The sequence below is a fragment of the Arthrobacter sp. ATA002 genome, assembly GCF_026898095.1.
Taxonomy (GTDB): domain Bacteria; phylum Actinomycetota; class Actinomycetes; order Actinomycetales; family Micrococcaceae; genus Arthrobacter_B.
The window spans coordinates 3,544,485-3,560,225 of sequence record NZ_CP114015.1; the positions used below are offsets into that span (position 1 = coordinate 3,544,485).

Below are 15,741 nucleotides of genomic sequence, written 5' to 3' on the forward strand. Positions count from 1 at the left end.
GAGTTCCCGCACATGACACGTCTTTTCCGCACAGCCATTGTTGGCACCGGCGGCATCGCCCAGGCGCATGCCCGGAGCATGTCCACCCTGAAAGACAGGGCCCAGGTGGTTGCCGCCGTGGACATCGATCCCGCCCGGCTCGCCGAGTTCTGCGACAAATGGGACATTGCAAACCGGTACTCCTCCCTGACGGAGCTGCTGGCGGCTGAAGAGCTGGATGTGGTCCATCTGTGCACGCCGCCGGGTTTCCACAAGGGCCAGGCCATCGAAGCGCTCCGCAGCAACGTCAATGTGCTGTCCGAAAAGCCGCCGGCACTGACCCTGGCGGACATGGATGAGATCGCGGAGGCCGAAGCGGCCTCCGCGGCCTGTTTCGCCACGGTCTTCCAGCACCGCTTCGGTTCCGGTGCGGAGAACCTGAAACGCCTGATGGGCGAAGATGGGCTGGGCCGCCCCCTGGCCGCCATCTGCAACACCCTTTGGTACCGCCCGGACAGCTATTTCGACCTGCCGTGGCGGGGACAGTGGCTGGTTGAAGGCGGCGGGCCCACGATGGGGCACGGCATTCATCAGTTCGACCTCCTGCTCTCCATCCTGGGGAACTGGACCGAAGTCACGGCAGTGGCCGCCCGCCAGGCACTTCCCACCAACACCGAAGACTTCTCGGCCGCCATTGTCAGCTTTGAGAACGGCACCGTGGCCACCATCATCAACAGCCTCCTGGCCCCGAAGGAAACCAGCTACCTGCGCTTCGACTTCAGCGGTGCCACCGTTGAGCTCGAGCACCTGTACGGCTATTCCGACGACAGCTGGGCGCTGACCCCGGCTCCCGGCCATGAAGACCTGGAACGCCGGTGGAAAGAGGGCCTGACGGGCCGGGCCTCCGGGCACTCCTCACAGTTTGCCGCCATTTTTGATGCCCTCGCCTCCGGCGGCGTACCGCCGGTCACCAGCACCGAATCCCGGATGACCATGGAGCTGATTGCCGCCATCTATGCCTCCGCATTCACGCGCAAGCCGGTGTCCCGCGGCCAGATAGACACGACATCCCCCTTCTACGGCGCCATGGACGGCAATGCCGCCCCGTGGTCCGATGTGAAAGCGAGCCACTAATGTCCCAGCGCCACTCCAGCCTCACCGAGCCGGGCAGCCCGGGGCTGTCCCTGGTCCACGAGCACGGCCGCAGCCTGCGGGTGTCCTTCAACGGCACCGGAATCTTCCGCTACGTCTACGGCCCGTGGGATCCGCAGTTCGAGTCCCCCCGCCCCTATTTCCATCCCCTAACCACGCTGGGCGGCAAAGAGGTCAGCACCTACCGCCCCCACGACCACCTCTGGCACAAGGGAATGGCATGGTCGCTGCCCAACGTCGGCACCGAGAACTTCTGGGGCGGCCCCACCTACAACCGCGGACGCGGTTACCAGCAGCTGGAAAACAACGGCTCCACCAACCACATCGAATTCACCTCCCTGGAGGTCAGCCCCGAGCGCATCACCGTGGTGGAAAACCTGGAGTGGATCACCCAGGCCGGAGAACTCTGGGTCCGCGAAGAGCGCCGGTTCGGCGTGGAAGTGATCGGCGCCGGGGAACACGGCGAAGCGGCCTGGGCCCTGACCTATGCCACGAACTTCACCAACGTGTCCGGGGCGGACATCGTGATGGGCAGCCCCACCACTCAGGGCCGGGAGAACGCCGGTTACGGCGGATTGTTCTGGCGCGGCCCCCGGTCCTTCACCGGCGGCTCCGTTTACATCCCCGGGCGGCAGGGCGGCGACGACCTCAACGGAGTCCGCGCCCCGTGGATGGCCTTTAGCGGACAGCATGACGGAGAGGGCGGCGCCTCGACCCTGGTGTTCGTCGACTCCCCGAACAACTCCTACCCCGGCGGGGAGAACACGGAGTGGTTTGTCCGCACCGGCATTTTCGCCGTCGTCAGCCCCTCCCCCTATTACTCCACTGAGCTGACCTTTGAGCCGGGCCAGAGCCTGTCCTATGAATACGCCGTGGTCATTGCGGATGAGGACCGGGGCGTGGACGGCTCCGGGGACCTGGCCGCGGCCAGTCTGCAGCTGCTCGGCTCACCCGCCGCGGCGGGCCGCTGATGCTGCCCGGCCCGGGCGGCGCGCCGGCCGGCTTCCCCGGCGGCACCGGCGTCACGCGCATCAATGTGTACACCTGGGACGCGGTGGACGGCCAGTGCGGCGGCAGCCCGCACCTTCACACGGCCACGACGGAAAGCTACGTGGTGGTTGCGGGCCGCGGGCGGGTCCAGACCTTGAGCTCCACGGGGTTCGACGAGCATGGGCTCGCTCCCGGCACCGTCCTCTGGTTCACTCCCGGAACGGTGCACCGGTTGATAAACGACGACGGCGCCCTGGAGATCGTTGCCGTCATGGGCAATTCCGGGCTGCCGGAAAACGGCGATGCAGTGCTCACTTTTCCGGAACGCTACCTGGACGATCCGGCGGCGTACCGCGAGGCGGCCGCGCTGCCCCGCGAAGAGTCGGCGGAAGCCCGGGAAGCAGCGGTGGTTGCCCGCCGTGACCTTGCCATGGAGGGGTTCCTGGCGCTGCGCGCCCGGGTCGAGGCGGAAGGGCCGCAGGCACTGGACCAGCTTTACCGCCAGGCCGCCGCCCTCGTGCAGGACAAGGCCGCTATGTGGAACACCCTGGTCCACAACGGCCCCCTGGCCCAGGCCCGGCAGAGTCTGGCCCATCTGGAGCAGCTGGCGCAGGCCGACGGCACCCACCTGCACGACGCCGTCGTCCGCTCCGCCGCGCCCACCTCCGCCGATCCCGTGTACGGGATGTGCGGGCGGCTCCAAACATGGAACCTGATGCCGTCCGTTGCGGAGGCATACACTACGGTGCGGCCGGGGTGAGCGGCAGCGCCGGTGGTAGTCTCGAAAAATCCGCAGAGAGGACGCCACATGACCACTGAACCCACCGGCCCCGCCAACAACGGCGAGGACCCGCTGGGGCCCAGCGCCCCACAGCCCGAACCCACCTCCGACCCGCGCCGGCCCGGCTCTTCCGGTACCAGCGCCGACAACATCCGCGACGCCCAGGGCACGGCCCCGGGCGGAACCGTGCCCGCCGGCCATTCCGGCCGGACAGATGGTCCAGGTTCCGCCGGGGACCGGAACTCCGCACCCGAGGACGCCCTCAACAGCGCCGAGTCCGCCGACGGTTAAGCCAGTCCGGCCCGCCGCAGTGCTTCCGCCATTGCCCCCTGTGCCGGCGGGGCGGCATCCTGCCGGCGGCGGTTGGTGCCCGACGCCGGAGTGCCCGCCTTAGTGCTGCGCTCCGGCGCTGCGCCTTTGCCCGTACCGCCGCGGGCGGTGTCCCTTTTCCAACCCGCGGCGGGCGCGGTCCGCGCGGCCCGCGCGGCCCGCGCGGTCCCGGGATCCGGCCGCCGCGTCGTCGTCGAGGCGAAGCGTCAGGGAGATGCGCTTGCGGTACGGGTCGGCCTCCAGCACCTTGACCTTGACCACCTGCCCGGACTTGACGATGTCGTGCGGGTCGGAAATGAACGTGCTGGACATGGCGGAGATATGCACCAGTCCGTCCTGATGCACGCCCACATCCACGAAGGCGCCAAAGGCAGCCACGTTGGTGACCACGCCGTCGAGCACCATGCCAGGACGGAGGTCGGTGATCTTTTCAACCCCGTCGGAAAAGGCAGCCGTGCGGAACGCCGGACGCGGATCACGGCCGGGCTTGCGCAGTTCGGCCACGATGTCCAGGATCGTGGGCAGTCCCGCCGACTCATCCACGAACGCAGACGGATCCAAACTGTCCAGTGCTGCACCGGCCGGGCTCATCGTGGTGCCGGCGGCGGCCAGGATCCGGCGCGCGGTGCCGTAGGACTCCGGGTGAACGCTCGATGCGTCCAGCGGCTCCGACCCGGCGGTGACCCGCAGGAAGCCGGCGCACTGCTCGAACGCCTTGGCGCCAAGCCGGGGCACTTTTTCCAGGTCGGTCCGCCGGGCGAAGGGGCCGTGTTCGTTGCGGTACGCGACGATGTTTTCACTCAGCAGCGGTCCAACCCCGGCGACCCGGGTGAGCAGCGCCGGCGACGCGGTATTGACGTCGACCCCCACGGCATTGACGCAGTCCTCAATTACCGCGTTCAGCGAGCGCTCCAGCTTGGCCGCTCCGACGTCGTGCTGGTATTGGCCCACGCCGATCGACTTCGGATCGATTTTGACCAGCTCGGCGAGCGGATCCTGCAGCCGCCGGGCGATGGACACCGCCCCGCGCAGCGAGACGTCCATTCCCGGCAGTTCGGCAGCGGCCAGGGCGGACGCGGAGTACACCGAGGCACCGGCTTCGGACACCACGAGCTTCTGCAGTCCGGCCTGCGGCAGGAGCCGGATCAGCTCGGTGGCCAGCTTGTCGGTTTCGCGTGATGCCGTGCCGTTGCCGATCGCGATCAGCTCCACCCCGTGCTGCTGCACCAGCGCAGCCAGCCGGGACAGCGCATCATCCCACTTGCGGACCGGAGCATGCGGGTAAACGGTGTCAGTGGCAACTGCCTGCCCGGTGCCGTCCACGACCGCAACTTTTACCCCGGTGCGCAGGCCCGGGTCCAAGCCCAGCGTCGCCCGGTTTCCGGCGGGGGCGGCCAGCAGGACATCGCGCAGGTTGGCCGCGAAAACCCGGACCGCCTCTGCTTCGGCCGACGTGAACAGACGCACCCGAAGATCGATGGAGAGCTTGGCCAGGATCCGGCGCCAGGCAAGCTGTGCTGTTTGGAGCAGCCATGCGTCGGCGGGGCGGCCGCGGCCAGCCACCCCCAGGCTGGCGGCCACTGCCCGCTCATATTTTTGCCGGGCGGCGGCAAGTGCTGCGGTGTCCGCCGGATCGGCCTCTGCCAGGTTCAGCTCCAGGATGCCTTCCTTCTCACCACGCAGCAGGGCCAGGACCCGGTGCGACGGCATCCCCGACGGTGATTGCGCAAAGTCAAAGTAGTCGGCGAACTTCTGGCCTTCGGCCTCCTTGCCGGCTTTCACCCGGGACCGCATCCGGCCCTGTTTCCACAGCCGCTCGCGCTGTTCGGTGAGCAGGTCGGCATCCTGCCCTGCACGCTCGATCAGGATGGCGCGTGCTCCGGCGAGCGCTTCAACGGCATCCGGAACGGCGCCGGTCAGGTAACCGGCGGCTGCATGCTCCGGTTCCAGCAGTGGGTTGGCCAGCAGCGCTTCGGCCAGCGGCTCCAGGCCTGCTTCGCGGGCTGTCTGGGCCTTCGTCCGGCGTTTGGCCTTGTAGGGCAGGTAAATGTCCTCGAGCCGGGACTTGGTATCGGCGGCATGGAGGGCGGCGTCCAGCGCCGGGGTGAGTTTGCCCTGGGCCGCGACGGCTTCCCGGACCGCCGTCCGCCGTTCCTCCAGCTCGCGCAGGTACCGCAGCCGCTCATCCAGTTCGCGCAGCTGCGTATCGTCGAGCGTTCCGGTGGCCTCCTTGCGGTAGCGGGCAATGAAGGGCACGGTGGAACCGCTGTCCAGCAAGTCCACGGCGGCACGCACCTGCCACACTGCCACTTCGAGTTCTGCCGCGATCACGGTGCAGATACGGGCCGTGGCCGGGGCGGCCGTTTTCGGGGAGGATTTTGCCGGGGAGGTTTTGGCCGGGGACTTTGATTCGGACGTTGGTTCTGCGGGCTGCGCCGGGGGAAGACTCACCCGGCCATTGTTCCCTACCTCCCGTGGGTCCGGTCAACTGCTGCCCGCACCCCGGGCGGCACTGCGATCGGCATCCGCGCCGCCCTCCTCCTCGTCGCCGGGCCCGTCGGGCTCCCAGCGCAGCAAATCGCCGGGCTGGCATTCCAGCACTTCGCACAGCGCCGCGAGCGTGGTGAAGCGGACCGCCTTGGCACGGCCGTTCTTCAGGACCGCCAGGTTGGCCGGAGTGATTCCAATCCGTTCAGCCAGCACACCCACCGGCATCTTGCGCTTGGCGACCATGACATCAATGTCCACGATGATCGGCATCAGATCACTTCATCCAGCTCAGTGCGCAGATGGGTGGCTTCCGCGTCCCTGGCCACCGCCTGGGCGAGCAGGGCCCTCAGCACCAGGACAATCAGGGCCACGCCTGCGACCGCCACGCCCAGCCCGCCAATCAGCAAGACGACGCCCGGAGCTATGTCTTCCCCCGGTGCCAACACCGCGCCCAGGCCGAACACGACCAGGGAACCGGCGGCTACGGCGCCGGTCACAACGTCGACATAGCGGAAGGCTGCCGGTGAGAAGACTGTTCCCCGGCGCACCATGGTGAGCAGGCACCATACGCACACCAGGACAACCTGCACCGCGATGATGCCCAGGACGACCAGCACGATGACCGGAACCCGCACGGCGTCGGCGTCCGGACCCGCCTCGGCCAGATCGACGGCGAGCAGCGGCACCATGACGGCCTGCGCAAACAGCGTTCCGGCCAGCACCACCGCCAGCACGATGCGCAGCGCCAGGATCGTCAGCTTTCCCATGACACTGACTTCCACATGGCGGACCTCTTCCGGTTGAGCAACAGGAAAAAGTTATCGATAATCGAGAGCAACCACAAGACCCTGCGGCTGCAGATGCCAACTGCGCCCCCAGATCCCGGTGGGTCGCCGCGCCGGCCACCCGCCACGGGCTAGGGTGCCACCATGGATGAGAAGAGAAGTGCCGCACCACGCCGGGACTGGAGCGAGGGCGTACAAATCCGTGAAACGGGCGGGCCGAACCCCGGCAGCGGGCAGTACTCCGAAGCGGAGGCCAGGCCCGGGGCCGGCGGCGCGGCAGGGACCGATTCCCGGGAGCGGCGGCATCAGCAGCCGTTTCGGGCGGCCTGGATACTCACCGGGATCCTGATCGGAATCGGACTGCTGTGGCTCGGCGGTGCCCTGGAAGACCCGATGGCCAACAGCTACGGCATGACCACCTTCGATCCGGAAACCGGCAGACAGGTGGAGCCCGAGCGGCCTCCCCTGGCCATACAGCTGCGCAACTTCGGCTATCTGGCTCCCCAAATGCTGCAGACCGGGCTGGCATCCGCTGCAGCGCTGCTCATCATCCGGGGCGTCCGCAAATCCCGCACGCTTCCGCAGCCCACACCCAGGTCCGAGCTGTAGCCGGGCGGATCACCAATCATCGACGTTCAACACGCGCCTGCGGGTACTGAGAAGCTCCGCCTCCGGACGGGCGGCCACCAGCCGTTCGACGGCGTCAAGCACCTCAGTGATATGCGCACCGGAGGCTGACACCAGCCCCACACCAATCTCCGCCCGGCGGTGCAGGTCCGGCTGGCCCGTTTCCGCGGCGGACACGTCATATTTGCGCCGCACCTCGGCAAGGACCGGGCGTATGACGGAGCGTTTTCCCTTGAGCGAATGCACGTCCCCAGAAGCAGGTCGAATTCAATAACTCCCATCCACATGGCCCCATGGTGGTACACCGCTGCGTGGCGCGCCAGCTGCGCCGCCCGGGGGATGCAGCACGGCCGGGGCGCTGATGATGCCCGGCCCGCCGTGCAGCGGCTGCAGCGGCAGTGCTATCTTCTCTGCATGAGCTCGTCCCGAACATCCCCCGTCCGTCCGCGCCGCCGCAATGTCCTCTCCGGAGTTCTGGTGGGCATCGGAATCGCCGCCTTCGTGGACGAGGTCATCTTTCATCAGCTGCTGCAGTGGCACCACTTCTACGACAAGTCCACCACCGCCGCCGGACTCTTTTCCGACGGTCTCTTCCATGCCTTTGGCTGGTTTGCGGTGGTGGCGGGACTCTTCCTTTTTGCCGACCTTCGCCGGCGTTCCATGCTGCTGCCCGCCCGCTGGGCCGGAGCCATCCTGCTGGGCACCGGTGCTTTCCAGCTCTATGACGGAACCGTCCAGCATAAACTCATGGGCCTGCATCAGATCCGCTATGACGTTCCGCTGTTGCCGTATGACCTGCTGTGGAATGCCAGTGCGGCATTGATGATCCTCGCCGGCGCAGTGCTGCTCCACCGCACCCGGCATGACACGGCCGCGGCCGCCGGCAGCTAAGGTGCACGACCACGGCGCCGGAGCATTTGGCGCTGAACTGCTGTTCCTGATTCCCGCTGTTGCAGCTGTTGCGGCGTACTGGGCCGGGACCCTGTCCTCCCGGTCCCGCGGCTGGCCGGTCCACCGCGCGCTCCTGTTCACCGCCGGGGTGGGCGCCGTCCTGGCGACCGTGCTGGACCCGCTGGCGGCTGGAAGCCATGCGGATTTTGCCGTCCTGGCAGCTGCCCACATTCTCGCCGGAATGCTGGGCCCGCTCCTGCTGGTGCTGTCCCGCCCGGTGTCGCTGGCGCTGCGGACCCTGGACGTGGTGCCGGCCCGCCGGCTGGCCCGGATACTGCGCAGCCGGCCGCTGCGGATTCTGACGTTTCCGGTCACGGCGGCCGTGCTGAACATCGGCGGCATGCTCGTGATGTTCCGCACCGGGCTCTTCACTGCCATGCAGGATTCCCAGCCCGTCCATTGGCTGGTGACCTTCCACTTGGCCGCCGCCGGCTACCTCTATACGGCGGTCCTGGTGGGCCGGGATCCCATGCCGCACCGGGCGGGCTTTTATTTCCGCGCCGCGGTCCTCATCGGTGCGACAGCCGCCCACAATATTCTGGCCAAGACCCTCTACGCCGATCCGCCGCCGGGCGTTCCCCGGGCGGCCGGGGAAACCGGTGCGCTCATCCTCTACTACGGCGGCGGCGGCGTGGAGCTGGCGCTCGTGATCCTCCTGTGCCGCCAGTGGTACATCTCTGCCCGGCCGCGCGGGAGTACCACTCCCCGCTGTATCACAAGCAGGCTTAGCACTTGCGGCCGCGGGAGGGCCGCCGGCACGAGGACGGGGTTCAATGACCATTACACGCCGGGACTTACTGCAGACCGCCGCCGACATCTTCGGCTGGGACACCTTCCGGGACGGACAGCTGGAGGCAATGGAAGCCGTGGCCGGCGGCCGGAACGTGCTGTGCGTCATGCCCACCGGATATGGAAAATCGGGCATCTACCAGGTGCCGGCGCTGACACTGCCCGGTGTTGCGCTGGTCGTGTCCCCGCTGATAGCCCTGCAGCGCGACCAGGCTGACGCCATCAATGAAGCCGCCGGCAGGATCCGCGCCCATGTCCTGAACTCCACGCAGGCCCAGAGCTCCCTTGACGCTGCCTGGGCGGCGGCGGAAAATCCTGATGAAGCGGTGCGCGCCAAGTTCCTGTTCCTGGCCCCCGAGCAGCTCGCACGGGAGGAAGTCGCGGACCGGCTCGCGGCTCTGGACGTTTCACTCCTTGTCATCGACGAAGCGCACTGTGTCTCGTCCTGGGGGCACGGCTTCAGACCCGATTACTTACAGCTCGGCGCCCTGGTCCAGGCCCTCGGCCGGCCCGTCCTCGCCCTGACAGCCACTGCCGCGCCCCCGGTGCGCAGCGACATCGTCGCCTCGCTGAATCTGCGGGATCCATTGGTGCTGGCCCACGGGTTCGACCGCCCCAACCTGCATTTGGCTGTGCAAATGCACGTATCGGCAGCGAACAAACGCCGCGCTGTCCTGGACACGGTGCCGGAACTGGCCGGGCCGGGGCTGCTGTATGCCGCAACCCGGCGCGAGACCGAAGACTATGCAGCCGGGCTGGCAGAACGGGGCCTGCGCGCCGCGCCGTATCATTCGTCCCGGCGGGCAAGGACCGCCGGGACGTGCACCAAAAATTCCTCGACGACGAGGTGGACGTGGTGGCTGCCACCAGCGCCTTCGGCATGGGGATCGACAAGCCGAATGTCCGGTTTGTGGTCCACGGCGCCATCCCCGACTCCATCGACAGCTACTACCAGGAGATTGGCCGCGGCGGGCGGGACGGCGAGCCTGCCCGGGCCATCCTGCACTACCGTCCGGAGGATCTGGGGCTTCGCCGGTTTTTCGCCAGCAAGACCCCGGATGCGGATGGCCTGCAGCAGCTGCTGGCAGTACTGCGGACGCACGACGGCGGAGCCACCGCCGCGGAGCTGCGCACCGAGCTGGGCCTGAGCTCCCGGAAGCTGGGCGGGCTGCTCAATCTGCTCCGGGAATCGGGTGCCGCGGCGGAGGAACAGGGGATTTACCGGGCGGGGACGATGAACCCCGGAGAGGCCGTTGAAGCCGCCTTGGCCTTCGCCGAACAGCGCGAGCATATTGACCAGTCGCGGGTGGACATGGCCCGCCAATACGCTGAGACCACCGGCTGCCGGCGGCACTTCCTGCTGGGCTATTTCGGCGAGCAGCTGGTGGAGCCCTGCGGCAACTGCGACAACTGCGAGAAGGGCGCCGCGCAGGATGACGCCGCCGCGGAGGAACCTGCCGCCGGCCAGGCTCCCGGGGCACAGCCTTTCCCGCTCCAGTCACCGGTGGTCCACAGCGAGTGGGGCCCCGGTATGGTGATGAGCTACGACGACGGAACCGTCACCGTGTTGTTCGAAAGTGCGGGCTACAAGACACTCTCGCTGGACGTGGTGCTGGAAAAGGTTCTGCTCAAGCCTGCCGGAGCTGCTGATGGTGCTCCAGGTACGGCGGTATACCCGCGTCCGTTCACTGCGCATCAAGGGGACGGAGCGAGGAATTCCCGGGACTGAAGCCGGCTGCGCCGGCAACGGCGGCAGGACCGCCGGGTAGTTCGCAGCGGACCCCGCCATTGTGTCCTACAGAACATTCCCCTAAGAATGGACTATGACGGTTACCATCAAATCCCTTGAAATTGCTGTTCCGCCCACCGTGCTGGTACAAACCGAAGCACGGGATGTTTTTGGGGCCCAGCCCGGTCTTACCAGACTGGGACAAAGGCTCGTTCGGACCTGTTTCGATTCGGCTGCCATCGACACCCGGCGCACCTCCCTGGCGGAGCTTTCCCTCTCCTACCGCTCGGATAATCCCGTATTCTTCGACGCCGAATCCGGCAACATGCTCAGTCCCAGCACAAAAACCCGAAACGACATCTTTGCAACGGAAGCGACCAAGCTTTTCATCGAATCGGCTCGGAAAGCAGTTGATGCCTGCGAGGGAATCGATCCCGCAGACATCACCCATGTGATCACTGTTTCCTGCACGGGGTTTTTCAATCCCGGCCCGGATTACAAGGTTGTGCGCGCACTGGGCCTGAATGCCTCGGTGCAGCGGTTCCATCTCGGGTTCATGGGCTGCTACGCGGCCTTCCCGGCGATGCGGGCGGCGAAAGCCTTCTGCGATGCCGACCCCAGCGCCGTCGTCCTGGTCGTCAGCGCCGAACTCTGCTCCCTGCACGTCCGCACGTCCAATGACCCGGACACCATCATGGGTTCCTCCCTCTTCGCCGACGGCGCCGCCGCAGCGGTCATCACTGCTCGGGACCTGCCCGGAAACGCCCCCGGAATCCAGCTCGACCACTTCGAAACCGTCCTGACGCCGGTGGGCGAAGAGTCCATGGCATGGAACATCGGGGATGAGGGCTTCGAAATGGTGCTGGGCACCTATGTTCCGCACATTATCGACGACCACATTGTGGGCGCCCTCGAACCCCTGCTGGCGCACGATCCGTCAGTGGCCCAAATGGCGTACAACGACATTGAACACTGGGCGATCCACCCAGGCGGCCGCAGCATCCTGGATAAAGTCGAGGCCAAGCTCGACCTGAGCGCCGAACAGCTGGTTCCCGCCCGCGAAACGCTGCGCACCTGGGGCAACATGTCCAGCGCGACGGTGATGTTCGTCCTCAAGCACATCATGGACCAGCCTTTCCGGGGCGGTAATGAGCGCATTTGTTCCATGGCGTTCGGTCCCGGCCTGACTGTGGAGACCGGGCTCTTCACCCGCGTGGGCGGACCGGCGGCTCCGGGCGCCGAGAGCGCCGGGGGCCGGGCTGTGGAACAGTCCACGGACCACGGAACGGTCCGGGCACCGGAGCCGGATGCGGTGCCTGCACCGGCGGGCGTGTGAGCAGGGACCCCTCAATGGAACCGGGACTGCAGGGCTCCACCGTGCCCTCCCTGAAACATCCGGTTCCCTGCCGCAGGGACCGGTGGCGCGGCGGCTGACGCCCCCGCACCTTCGGTCCCTGGCGGAACGGGATCCATCGGCGGTGGAGGAAATGGACCGCCCCGACTGTGATCCGGAGAAGCTGCGGCGGACCTACGCCCAGTTCTGGCTCATCAATTCGGTGGTGTCGGGCTGGCGGCGCAACTACGTCCGCTACCTGCGCCCGAGGTTCACTTCCGGGCGCCTCAACACGCTGCTGGACATTGGTTCGGGCGGCGGTGACGTACCGCGCATGCTGGCCCGCTGGGCGCGCCGGGACGGCCTGCGCCTGGACATCACCGGAATCGATCCCGATCCGCGGGCACATGCGTTCGCCTCATCGCGCCCGGCCGTGGAGGGACTGAGCTTCCGCCGGGCGTTCAGCTCGGAGCTTGTCGCCGAAGGCCGCACATACGATGTCGTGATCTCCAACCATGTCCTGCACCATCTCACCGGCGGGGAGTTCGCGGCGCTGCTCGCCGACTCGGAGGCGCTGGGCAGCCGCTTGAGCCTGCACAGCGATATCGAGCGCAGCCGCTGGGGGTATGCTCTGTTCTCCGCCGGAACCCTGCCGTTTTTTCCGGGCAGTTTTATCCGGAAGGACGGGCTCACCTCCATCCGCCGCAGCTATACCGCGGCGGAACTTGCCGCCGCCCCTGCCGGCTGGCAGTGCCGGCAGCACCATCCCTGGCAGAACCTGCTGATGCGGGCGGCGGACGGAACCGGCCGATGACGGCGCTAACGCTGCCTCCCGCCGTCGTGCCCCGGGCCGCGGCCGATGTGGCGGTGGTGGGCGGCGGACCGGTGGGCGTTTTCCTCGCGGTGCTGCTGGCCCAGGCCGGGGTGAGTGTGCAGGTGCTGGAACAGCGCGGCCAAGGTCCGCTCATTCGCGGGCTATTGGCATCCATCCCCCGGCGCTGGAGGCGCTGGCATCCGCCGGGGTTGCGGAAGCTATCAGCGGGGAAGGGGTGCAGATCCGCCGGGGTGAGGCCCGCAGCAACGGGCGGCCTGTGGCAGCGGTGGATTTTTCCGCTGCCTCCGCACGGTTTCCCTACGTCCTGACCCTGCCGCAGCTGCGGACCGAAGCCATCCTGGAAACCCGGCTCCGGGACCTGGATCCGCACGCGTTGGTGCGGGGAGCGAAAGTGGACAGCCTGCACGACGACGGCGGCCGGGTCCGGCTGCACGGCACCGCCGGCCCCGCCGGCCAGGAATTTGAGACTTCGGCCCGGATTACGGTGGCGGCCGACGGCGCACGGTCTCCTCTGCGCCGGCTGCTGGGAACACCATGCCGGACCCGCGATCTGCCGGACACCTACCTGATGGGCGACTTCGCTGACACCACCGGCGACGGCCCGGTGGGCGTGCTGTATCTGGAGTCCGGAGGCATCGTGGAGTCCTTTCCGCTGCCCGGCGGTATTCGGCGCTGGGTCGCCCACACTGACACCCTCTTGTCCGGAGCCACGGCGGAAGACCTTTCGGCGCTGGTGTTCGAGCGGACCGGGGTCCGTCCGGATCCACGGTCCAACACCATGCTCAGTGCCTTTTCGGTCCGCACCGGGCTGGCCCGGGACCTGGTCCGCGGCCGGACGGTGCTCATTGGCGATGCCGCCCACGAGGTCAGCCCCATCGGCGGGCAGGGCATGAATCTCGGCTGGCTGGACGCCGCCGCCCTCGCCCCGATTATTGGAGCGTCACTGGACGGACACGACGTCGGTGCTGCCCTGGCGGCTTTTGGGCGGGACCGCCGCCGGGCCGCCGGAGTCGCATCTCTTCAGGCGCAGCTGAATATGGCGCTGGGACGGCCGCTGCCGCCCCGCCTGCTCGCGGTCCGCAACGCCGGCCTGTCCGGGCTTTTCCGGGTGCCGGCCGTCGGTCATCTGGTGGCCCGGCGGTTCACCATGCAGTAACGGACCCGCACACAGGCGTTAAACGCTCCGGCCACCGCGAGGGGCCGGGCCGGAGCGGCGGCATCAGCGTGCGGGGCCCGACGTGCCCGGAGCAGCCAGGATCAGTGCCCGGGGCCGGACCTGCCGTTGCGGGCAGCGGTTGGGGCAGGAGCCGCGGACGATGCACCCGACGGCACCAGGCCGGATCCGCCGGGAAGGCCGGGCTCTGCCGGCGTCTTGGCGGCCGGCTGGATGTCGAGCGTGCGGCGCAGCACCTGCTCCTTGATGAAGAGCACCGCAACCAGCGCGATCACGGAGATGACGGCGGCGATCTGGAAGATCGTGGCCGTGGCGTCACCGTACGCGGCACGGAAGATGCCCTGAACGGCCCCGGGCAGTCCGCCGATGTCCAGCGAGTCGCCGGCTCCGCCGTCGGACACCGGAATGTTGGCGGCACGCATGCCGTCAGCGGCCCGGCTGCTGACCGTGGTGGACATGACGGCGCCCAGGACGGATACGCCCACGGCGCCGCCAACGGTGCGGAAGAACGCAATGGAGGCGCTGGCCGATCCCACTTCGGAAACCTTGACCGTGTTCTGGACGGCGAGGACGAGGTTCTGCATGAGCAGGCCCATGCCCAGGCCGAGCACGAAGATGTAGAGGCTGACTAGGAGCATGTCGGTTTCGTGGTCCATGGTTCCGGCCAGTCCGGTGCCGGCGATGACCATGACTGTGCCGGCGATCAGGAACCGCTTCCACTTGCCGAACCGGCTGATCAGCTGACCGGAGCCCACGGAACCCATCAGGTTGCCCGCGATCATTGGGAGCATCAGCAGTCCGGCCTCGGTGGGGCTGTAGCCCCGGGCAATTTGAAAGTACTGGCCCAGGAAGGTGGTGGAACCGAACATGGCGATGCCGACGGCAACCGATGCCACGATCGACAGGGCAGTGGTGCGTTCGCGGATGATCTTCAGCGGAATGATGGGTTCACGGACCTTGGATTCCACCAGGACCAAAAGAGCCAGAAGCACGATGCTCGTCCCAACCATGGCGGCGGTCTGCCAGGACATCCATTCGTAGTAGCCGTCCTTGCCGGCAAACGAGACCCAGATCAGCAGCAGGGATACGCCGGCGGTGAGCAGGATTGACCCCAGCCAGTCGATGCTGACGCGGCGCTTGGTGTGCGGCAGGCGCAGGGTGACCTGCAGCAGGAACAGCGCGACCACTGCCAGCGGCACGCAGAGGAAGAAGGTCCAGCGCCAGCCCAGCGGGCTGTCCACGATGAAGCCGCCCAGCAGCGGGCCGCCGGCCGTGGCCACAGCCATGACTGCGCCCATGTAGCCGGAGTACCGGCCGCGTTCACGCGGCGGAATGATCGAGCCGATGACGGCCTGCACCAGGGCGGTCAGCCCGCCCATGCCCAGGCCCTGAATGACCCGCGCGGTGAGCAGGACCGGCATATTGTCGGCAAGCCCGGCCACCACGGAACCGATGACGAAGATGATGATGCTCAGCTGGACGAGGAGTTTCTTGCTGAACAGGTCGGCAAGCTTGCCCCAAATGGGCGTGGAGACGGCGTTGGCCAGCAGCGCCGCGGTCACGACCCAGGCGAAGTCGGTCTGGGTGCCGTGCAGGTCCGCCATGATCGTCGGCAGCGCGTTGGCCACGATGGTGGTGCTCAGCATGGCCGTGAACAGGGCAGCGAGCAGCCCGGTCAGCGCCTGCAGAATTTGCCGGTGGCTCATCTCTCCGGGCACCTGGGCCTGGCGGGCGGTCTTGCCGTTCTTCCGGAGCTTGGAGTTTCCGCCGGCCTTGCCGGCCTTTCCGGCTTCTTC

At 67.6% G+C, this 15,741-nt stretch carries 14 protein-coding genes and 4 pseudogenes; 13 read left to right on the plus strand and 5 right to left on the minus strand.

What is annotated here, in order from left to right; all coding sequences use genetic code 11:
* Positions 1-12 precede the first annotated feature (12 nt).
* From OL239_RS17465 to OL239_RS17480, 4 genes are read left to right on the plus strand one after another with little or no spacing between them, the layout of a single operon-like run.
* Positions 13-1,113, plus strand: a complete 1,101-nt coding sequence (locus OL239_RS17465) for a Gfo/Idh/MocA family protein (protein WP_268909959.1) — start codon at positions 13-15, stop codon at positions 1,111-1,113.
* Positions 1,113-2,102, plus strand: a complete 990-nt coding sequence (locus tag OL239_RS17470; RefSeq protein ID WP_268909960.1) for a PmoA family protein — start codon at positions 1,113-1,115, stop codon at positions 2,100-2,102. Before OL239_RS17465 ends, OL239_RS17470 begins: the two co-directional genes overlap by 1 nt.
* Entirely contained in the window at positions 2,102-2,881 is a 780-nt protein-coding gene (locus tag OL239_RS17475) for a cupin domain-containing protein (RefSeq protein WP_268909961.1), read from the plus strand. Before OL239_RS17470 ends, OL239_RS17475 begins: the two co-directional genes overlap by 1 nt.
* A gap of 48 nt (positions 2,882-2,929) precedes the next feature.
* Positions 2,930-3,193, plus strand: coding sequence for a hypothetical protein (locus OL239_RS17480; RefSeq protein ID WP_268909962.1), 264 nt, complete (start codon positions 2,930-2,932; stop codon positions 3,191-3,193).
* Between the two features lie 99 nt (positions 3,194-3,292).
* On the opposite strand, the gene OL239_RS17485 is transcribed toward OL239_RS17480, so the two are convergent.
* Genes OL239_RS17485 through OL239_RS17495 form a run of 3 tightly spaced genes read right to left on the minus strand, consistent with a single transcriptional unit; the run spans position 3,293 to position 6,489 of the window.
* Entirely contained in the window at positions 3,293-5,683 is a 2,391-nt protein-coding gene (locus OL239_RS17485) for a Tex family protein (RefSeq protein ID WP_442864171.1), read from the minus strand.
* A gap of 33 nt (positions 5,684-5,716) precedes the next feature.
* Positions 5,717-5,992 (minus strand): helix-turn-helix domain-containing protein, encoded by a 276-nt coding sequence (locus tag OL239_RS17490; RefSeq protein ID WP_268909963.1) that lies wholly within the window; start codon positions 5,990-5,992, stop codon positions 5,717-5,719.
* Positions 5,992-6,489, minus strand: coding sequence for a DUF2975 domain-containing protein (locus OL239_RS17495; protein WP_268909964.1), 498 nt, complete (start codon positions 6,487-6,489; stop codon positions 5,992-5,994). The genes OL239_RS17490 and OL239_RS17495 overlap by 1 nt, the downstream gene beginning before the upstream one ends.
* Positions 6,490-6,651: 162 nt before the next feature.
* Here OL239_RS17495 and OL239_RS17500 point away from each other — a divergent pair, with 162 nt between their 5' ends.
* Positions 6,652-7,116, plus strand: coding sequence for a hypothetical protein (locus OL239_RS17500; RefSeq protein ID WP_268909965.1), 465 nt, complete (start codon positions 6,652-6,654; stop codon positions 7,114-7,116).
* Between the two features lie 9 nt (positions 7,117-7,125).
* Here OL239_RS17500 and OL239_RS17505 read toward each other — a convergent pair.
* Positions 7,126-7,421 (minus strand): annotated as a pseudogene (locus OL239_RS17505) (DUF503 domain-containing protein).
* A 127-nt stretch (positions 7,422-7,548) separates the two neighbouring features.
* Here OL239_RS17505 and OL239_RS17510 point away from each other — a divergent pair.
* The 8 genes and pseudogenes from OL239_RS17510 to OL239_RS17535 all read left to right on the plus strand — a co-directional run bounded on the left by OL239_RS17510 (position 7,549) and on the right by OL239_RS17535 (position 13,927).
* Positions 7,549-8,025: a DUF2243 domain-containing protein gene (locus OL239_RS17510; RefSeq protein WP_268909966.1), complete on the plus strand. Its 477-nt coding sequence runs from the start codon at positions 7,549-7,551 to the stop codon at positions 8,023-8,025.
* On the plus strand, positions 7,997-9,091 hold the full coding sequence (locus OL239_RS17515) for a cytochrome c oxidase assembly protein (RefSeq protein WP_329609283.1): 1,095 nt from the start codon (positions 7,997-7,999) through the stop codon (positions 9,089-9,091). The genes OL239_RS17510 and OL239_RS17515 overlap by 29 nt, the downstream gene beginning before the upstream one ends.
* Positions 8,973-9,353 (plus strand): annotated as a pseudogene (locus OL239_RS19795) (DEAD/DEAH box helicase); the annotation flags it as partial. The gene OL239_RS17515 and the pseudogene OL239_RS19795, both read left to right, overlap by 119 nt.
* A 341-nt stretch (positions 9,354-9,694) precedes the next feature.
* Positions 9,695-10,603 (plus strand): DUF3553 domain-containing protein, encoded by a 909-nt coding sequence (locus tag OL239_RS19800; RefSeq protein WP_329609284.1) that lies wholly within the window; start codon positions 9,695-9,697, stop codon positions 10,601-10,603.
* Between the two features lie 94 nt (positions 10,604-10,697).
* Positions 10,698-11,939 carry a type III polyketide synthase gene (locus OL239_RS17525; protein WP_268909967.1) on the plus strand — a complete coding sequence of 414 codons (1,242 nt, stop codon included), beginning with the start codon at positions 10,698-10,700 and terminating at the stop codon, positions 11,937-11,939.
* Positions 11,940-12,033: 94 nt separating this feature from the next.
* Positions 12,034-12,750: a class I SAM-dependent methyltransferase gene (locus tag OL239_RS17530; protein WP_268911812.1), complete on the plus strand. Its 717-nt coding sequence runs from the start codon at positions 12,034-12,036 to the stop codon at positions 12,748-12,750.
* A pseudogene (locus tag OL239_RS19805) lies at positions 12,747-12,845 on the plus strand (hypothetical protein); the annotation flags it as partial. The gene OL239_RS17530 and the pseudogene OL239_RS19805, both read left to right, overlap by 4 nt.
* Positions 12,846-12,943: 98 nt before the next feature.
* Positions 12,944-13,927, plus strand: coding sequence for an FAD-dependent oxidoreductase (locus tag OL239_RS17535; RefSeq protein WP_329609421.1), 984 nt, complete (start codon positions 12,944-12,946; stop codon positions 13,925-13,927).
* A gap of 158 nt (positions 13,928-14,085) precedes the next feature.
* On the opposite strand, the pseudogene OL239_RS17540 reads toward OL239_RS17535, so the two are convergent.
* A pseudogene (locus OL239_RS17540) lies at positions 14,086-15,663 on the minus strand (MDR family MFS transporter); the annotation flags it as partial.
* Positions 15,664-15,741 lie beyond the last annotated feature (78 nt).

Coding starts and splice junctions, on each gene's coding strand:
- OL239_RS17465 (WP_268909959.1), top strand. CDS start 13: ATGACACGTCTTTTCCGCACAGCCATTGTTGGCACCGGCGGCATCGCC.
- OL239_RS17470 (WP_268909960.1), top strand. CDS start 1,113: ATGTCCCAGCGCCACTCCAGCCTCACCGAGCCGGGCAGCCCGGGGCTG.
- OL239_RS17475 (WP_268909961.1), top strand. CDS start 2,102: ATGCTGCCCGGCCCGGGCGGCGCGCCGGCCGGCTTCCCCGGCGGCACC.
- OL239_RS17480 (WP_268909962.1), top strand. CDS start 2,930: ATGACCACTGAACCCACCGGCCCCGCCAACAACGGCGAGGACCCGCTG.
- OL239_RS17490 (WP_268909963.1), bottom strand. CDS start 5,992: ATGCCGATCATCGTGGACATTGATGTCATGGTCGCCAAGCGCAAGATG.
- OL239_RS17495 (WP_268909964.1), bottom strand. CDS start 6,489: ATGGGAAAGCTGACGATCCTGGCGCTGCGCATCGTGCTGGCGGTGGTG.
- OL239_RS17500 (WP_268909965.1), top strand. CDS start 6,652: ATGGATGAGAAGAGAAGTGCCGCACCACGCCGGGACTGGAGCGAGGGC.
- OL239_RS17510 (WP_268909966.1), top strand. CDS start 7,549: ATGAGCTCGTCCCGAACATCCCCCGTCCGTCCGCGCCGCCGCAATGTC.
- OL239_RS17515 (WP_329609283.1), top strand. CDS start 7,997: ATGACACGGCCGCGGCCGCCGGCAGCTAAGGTGCACGACCACGGCGCC.
- OL239_RS17525 (WP_268909967.1), top strand. CDS start 10,698: ATGACGGTTACCATCAAATCCCTTGAAATTGCTGTTCCGCCCACCGTG.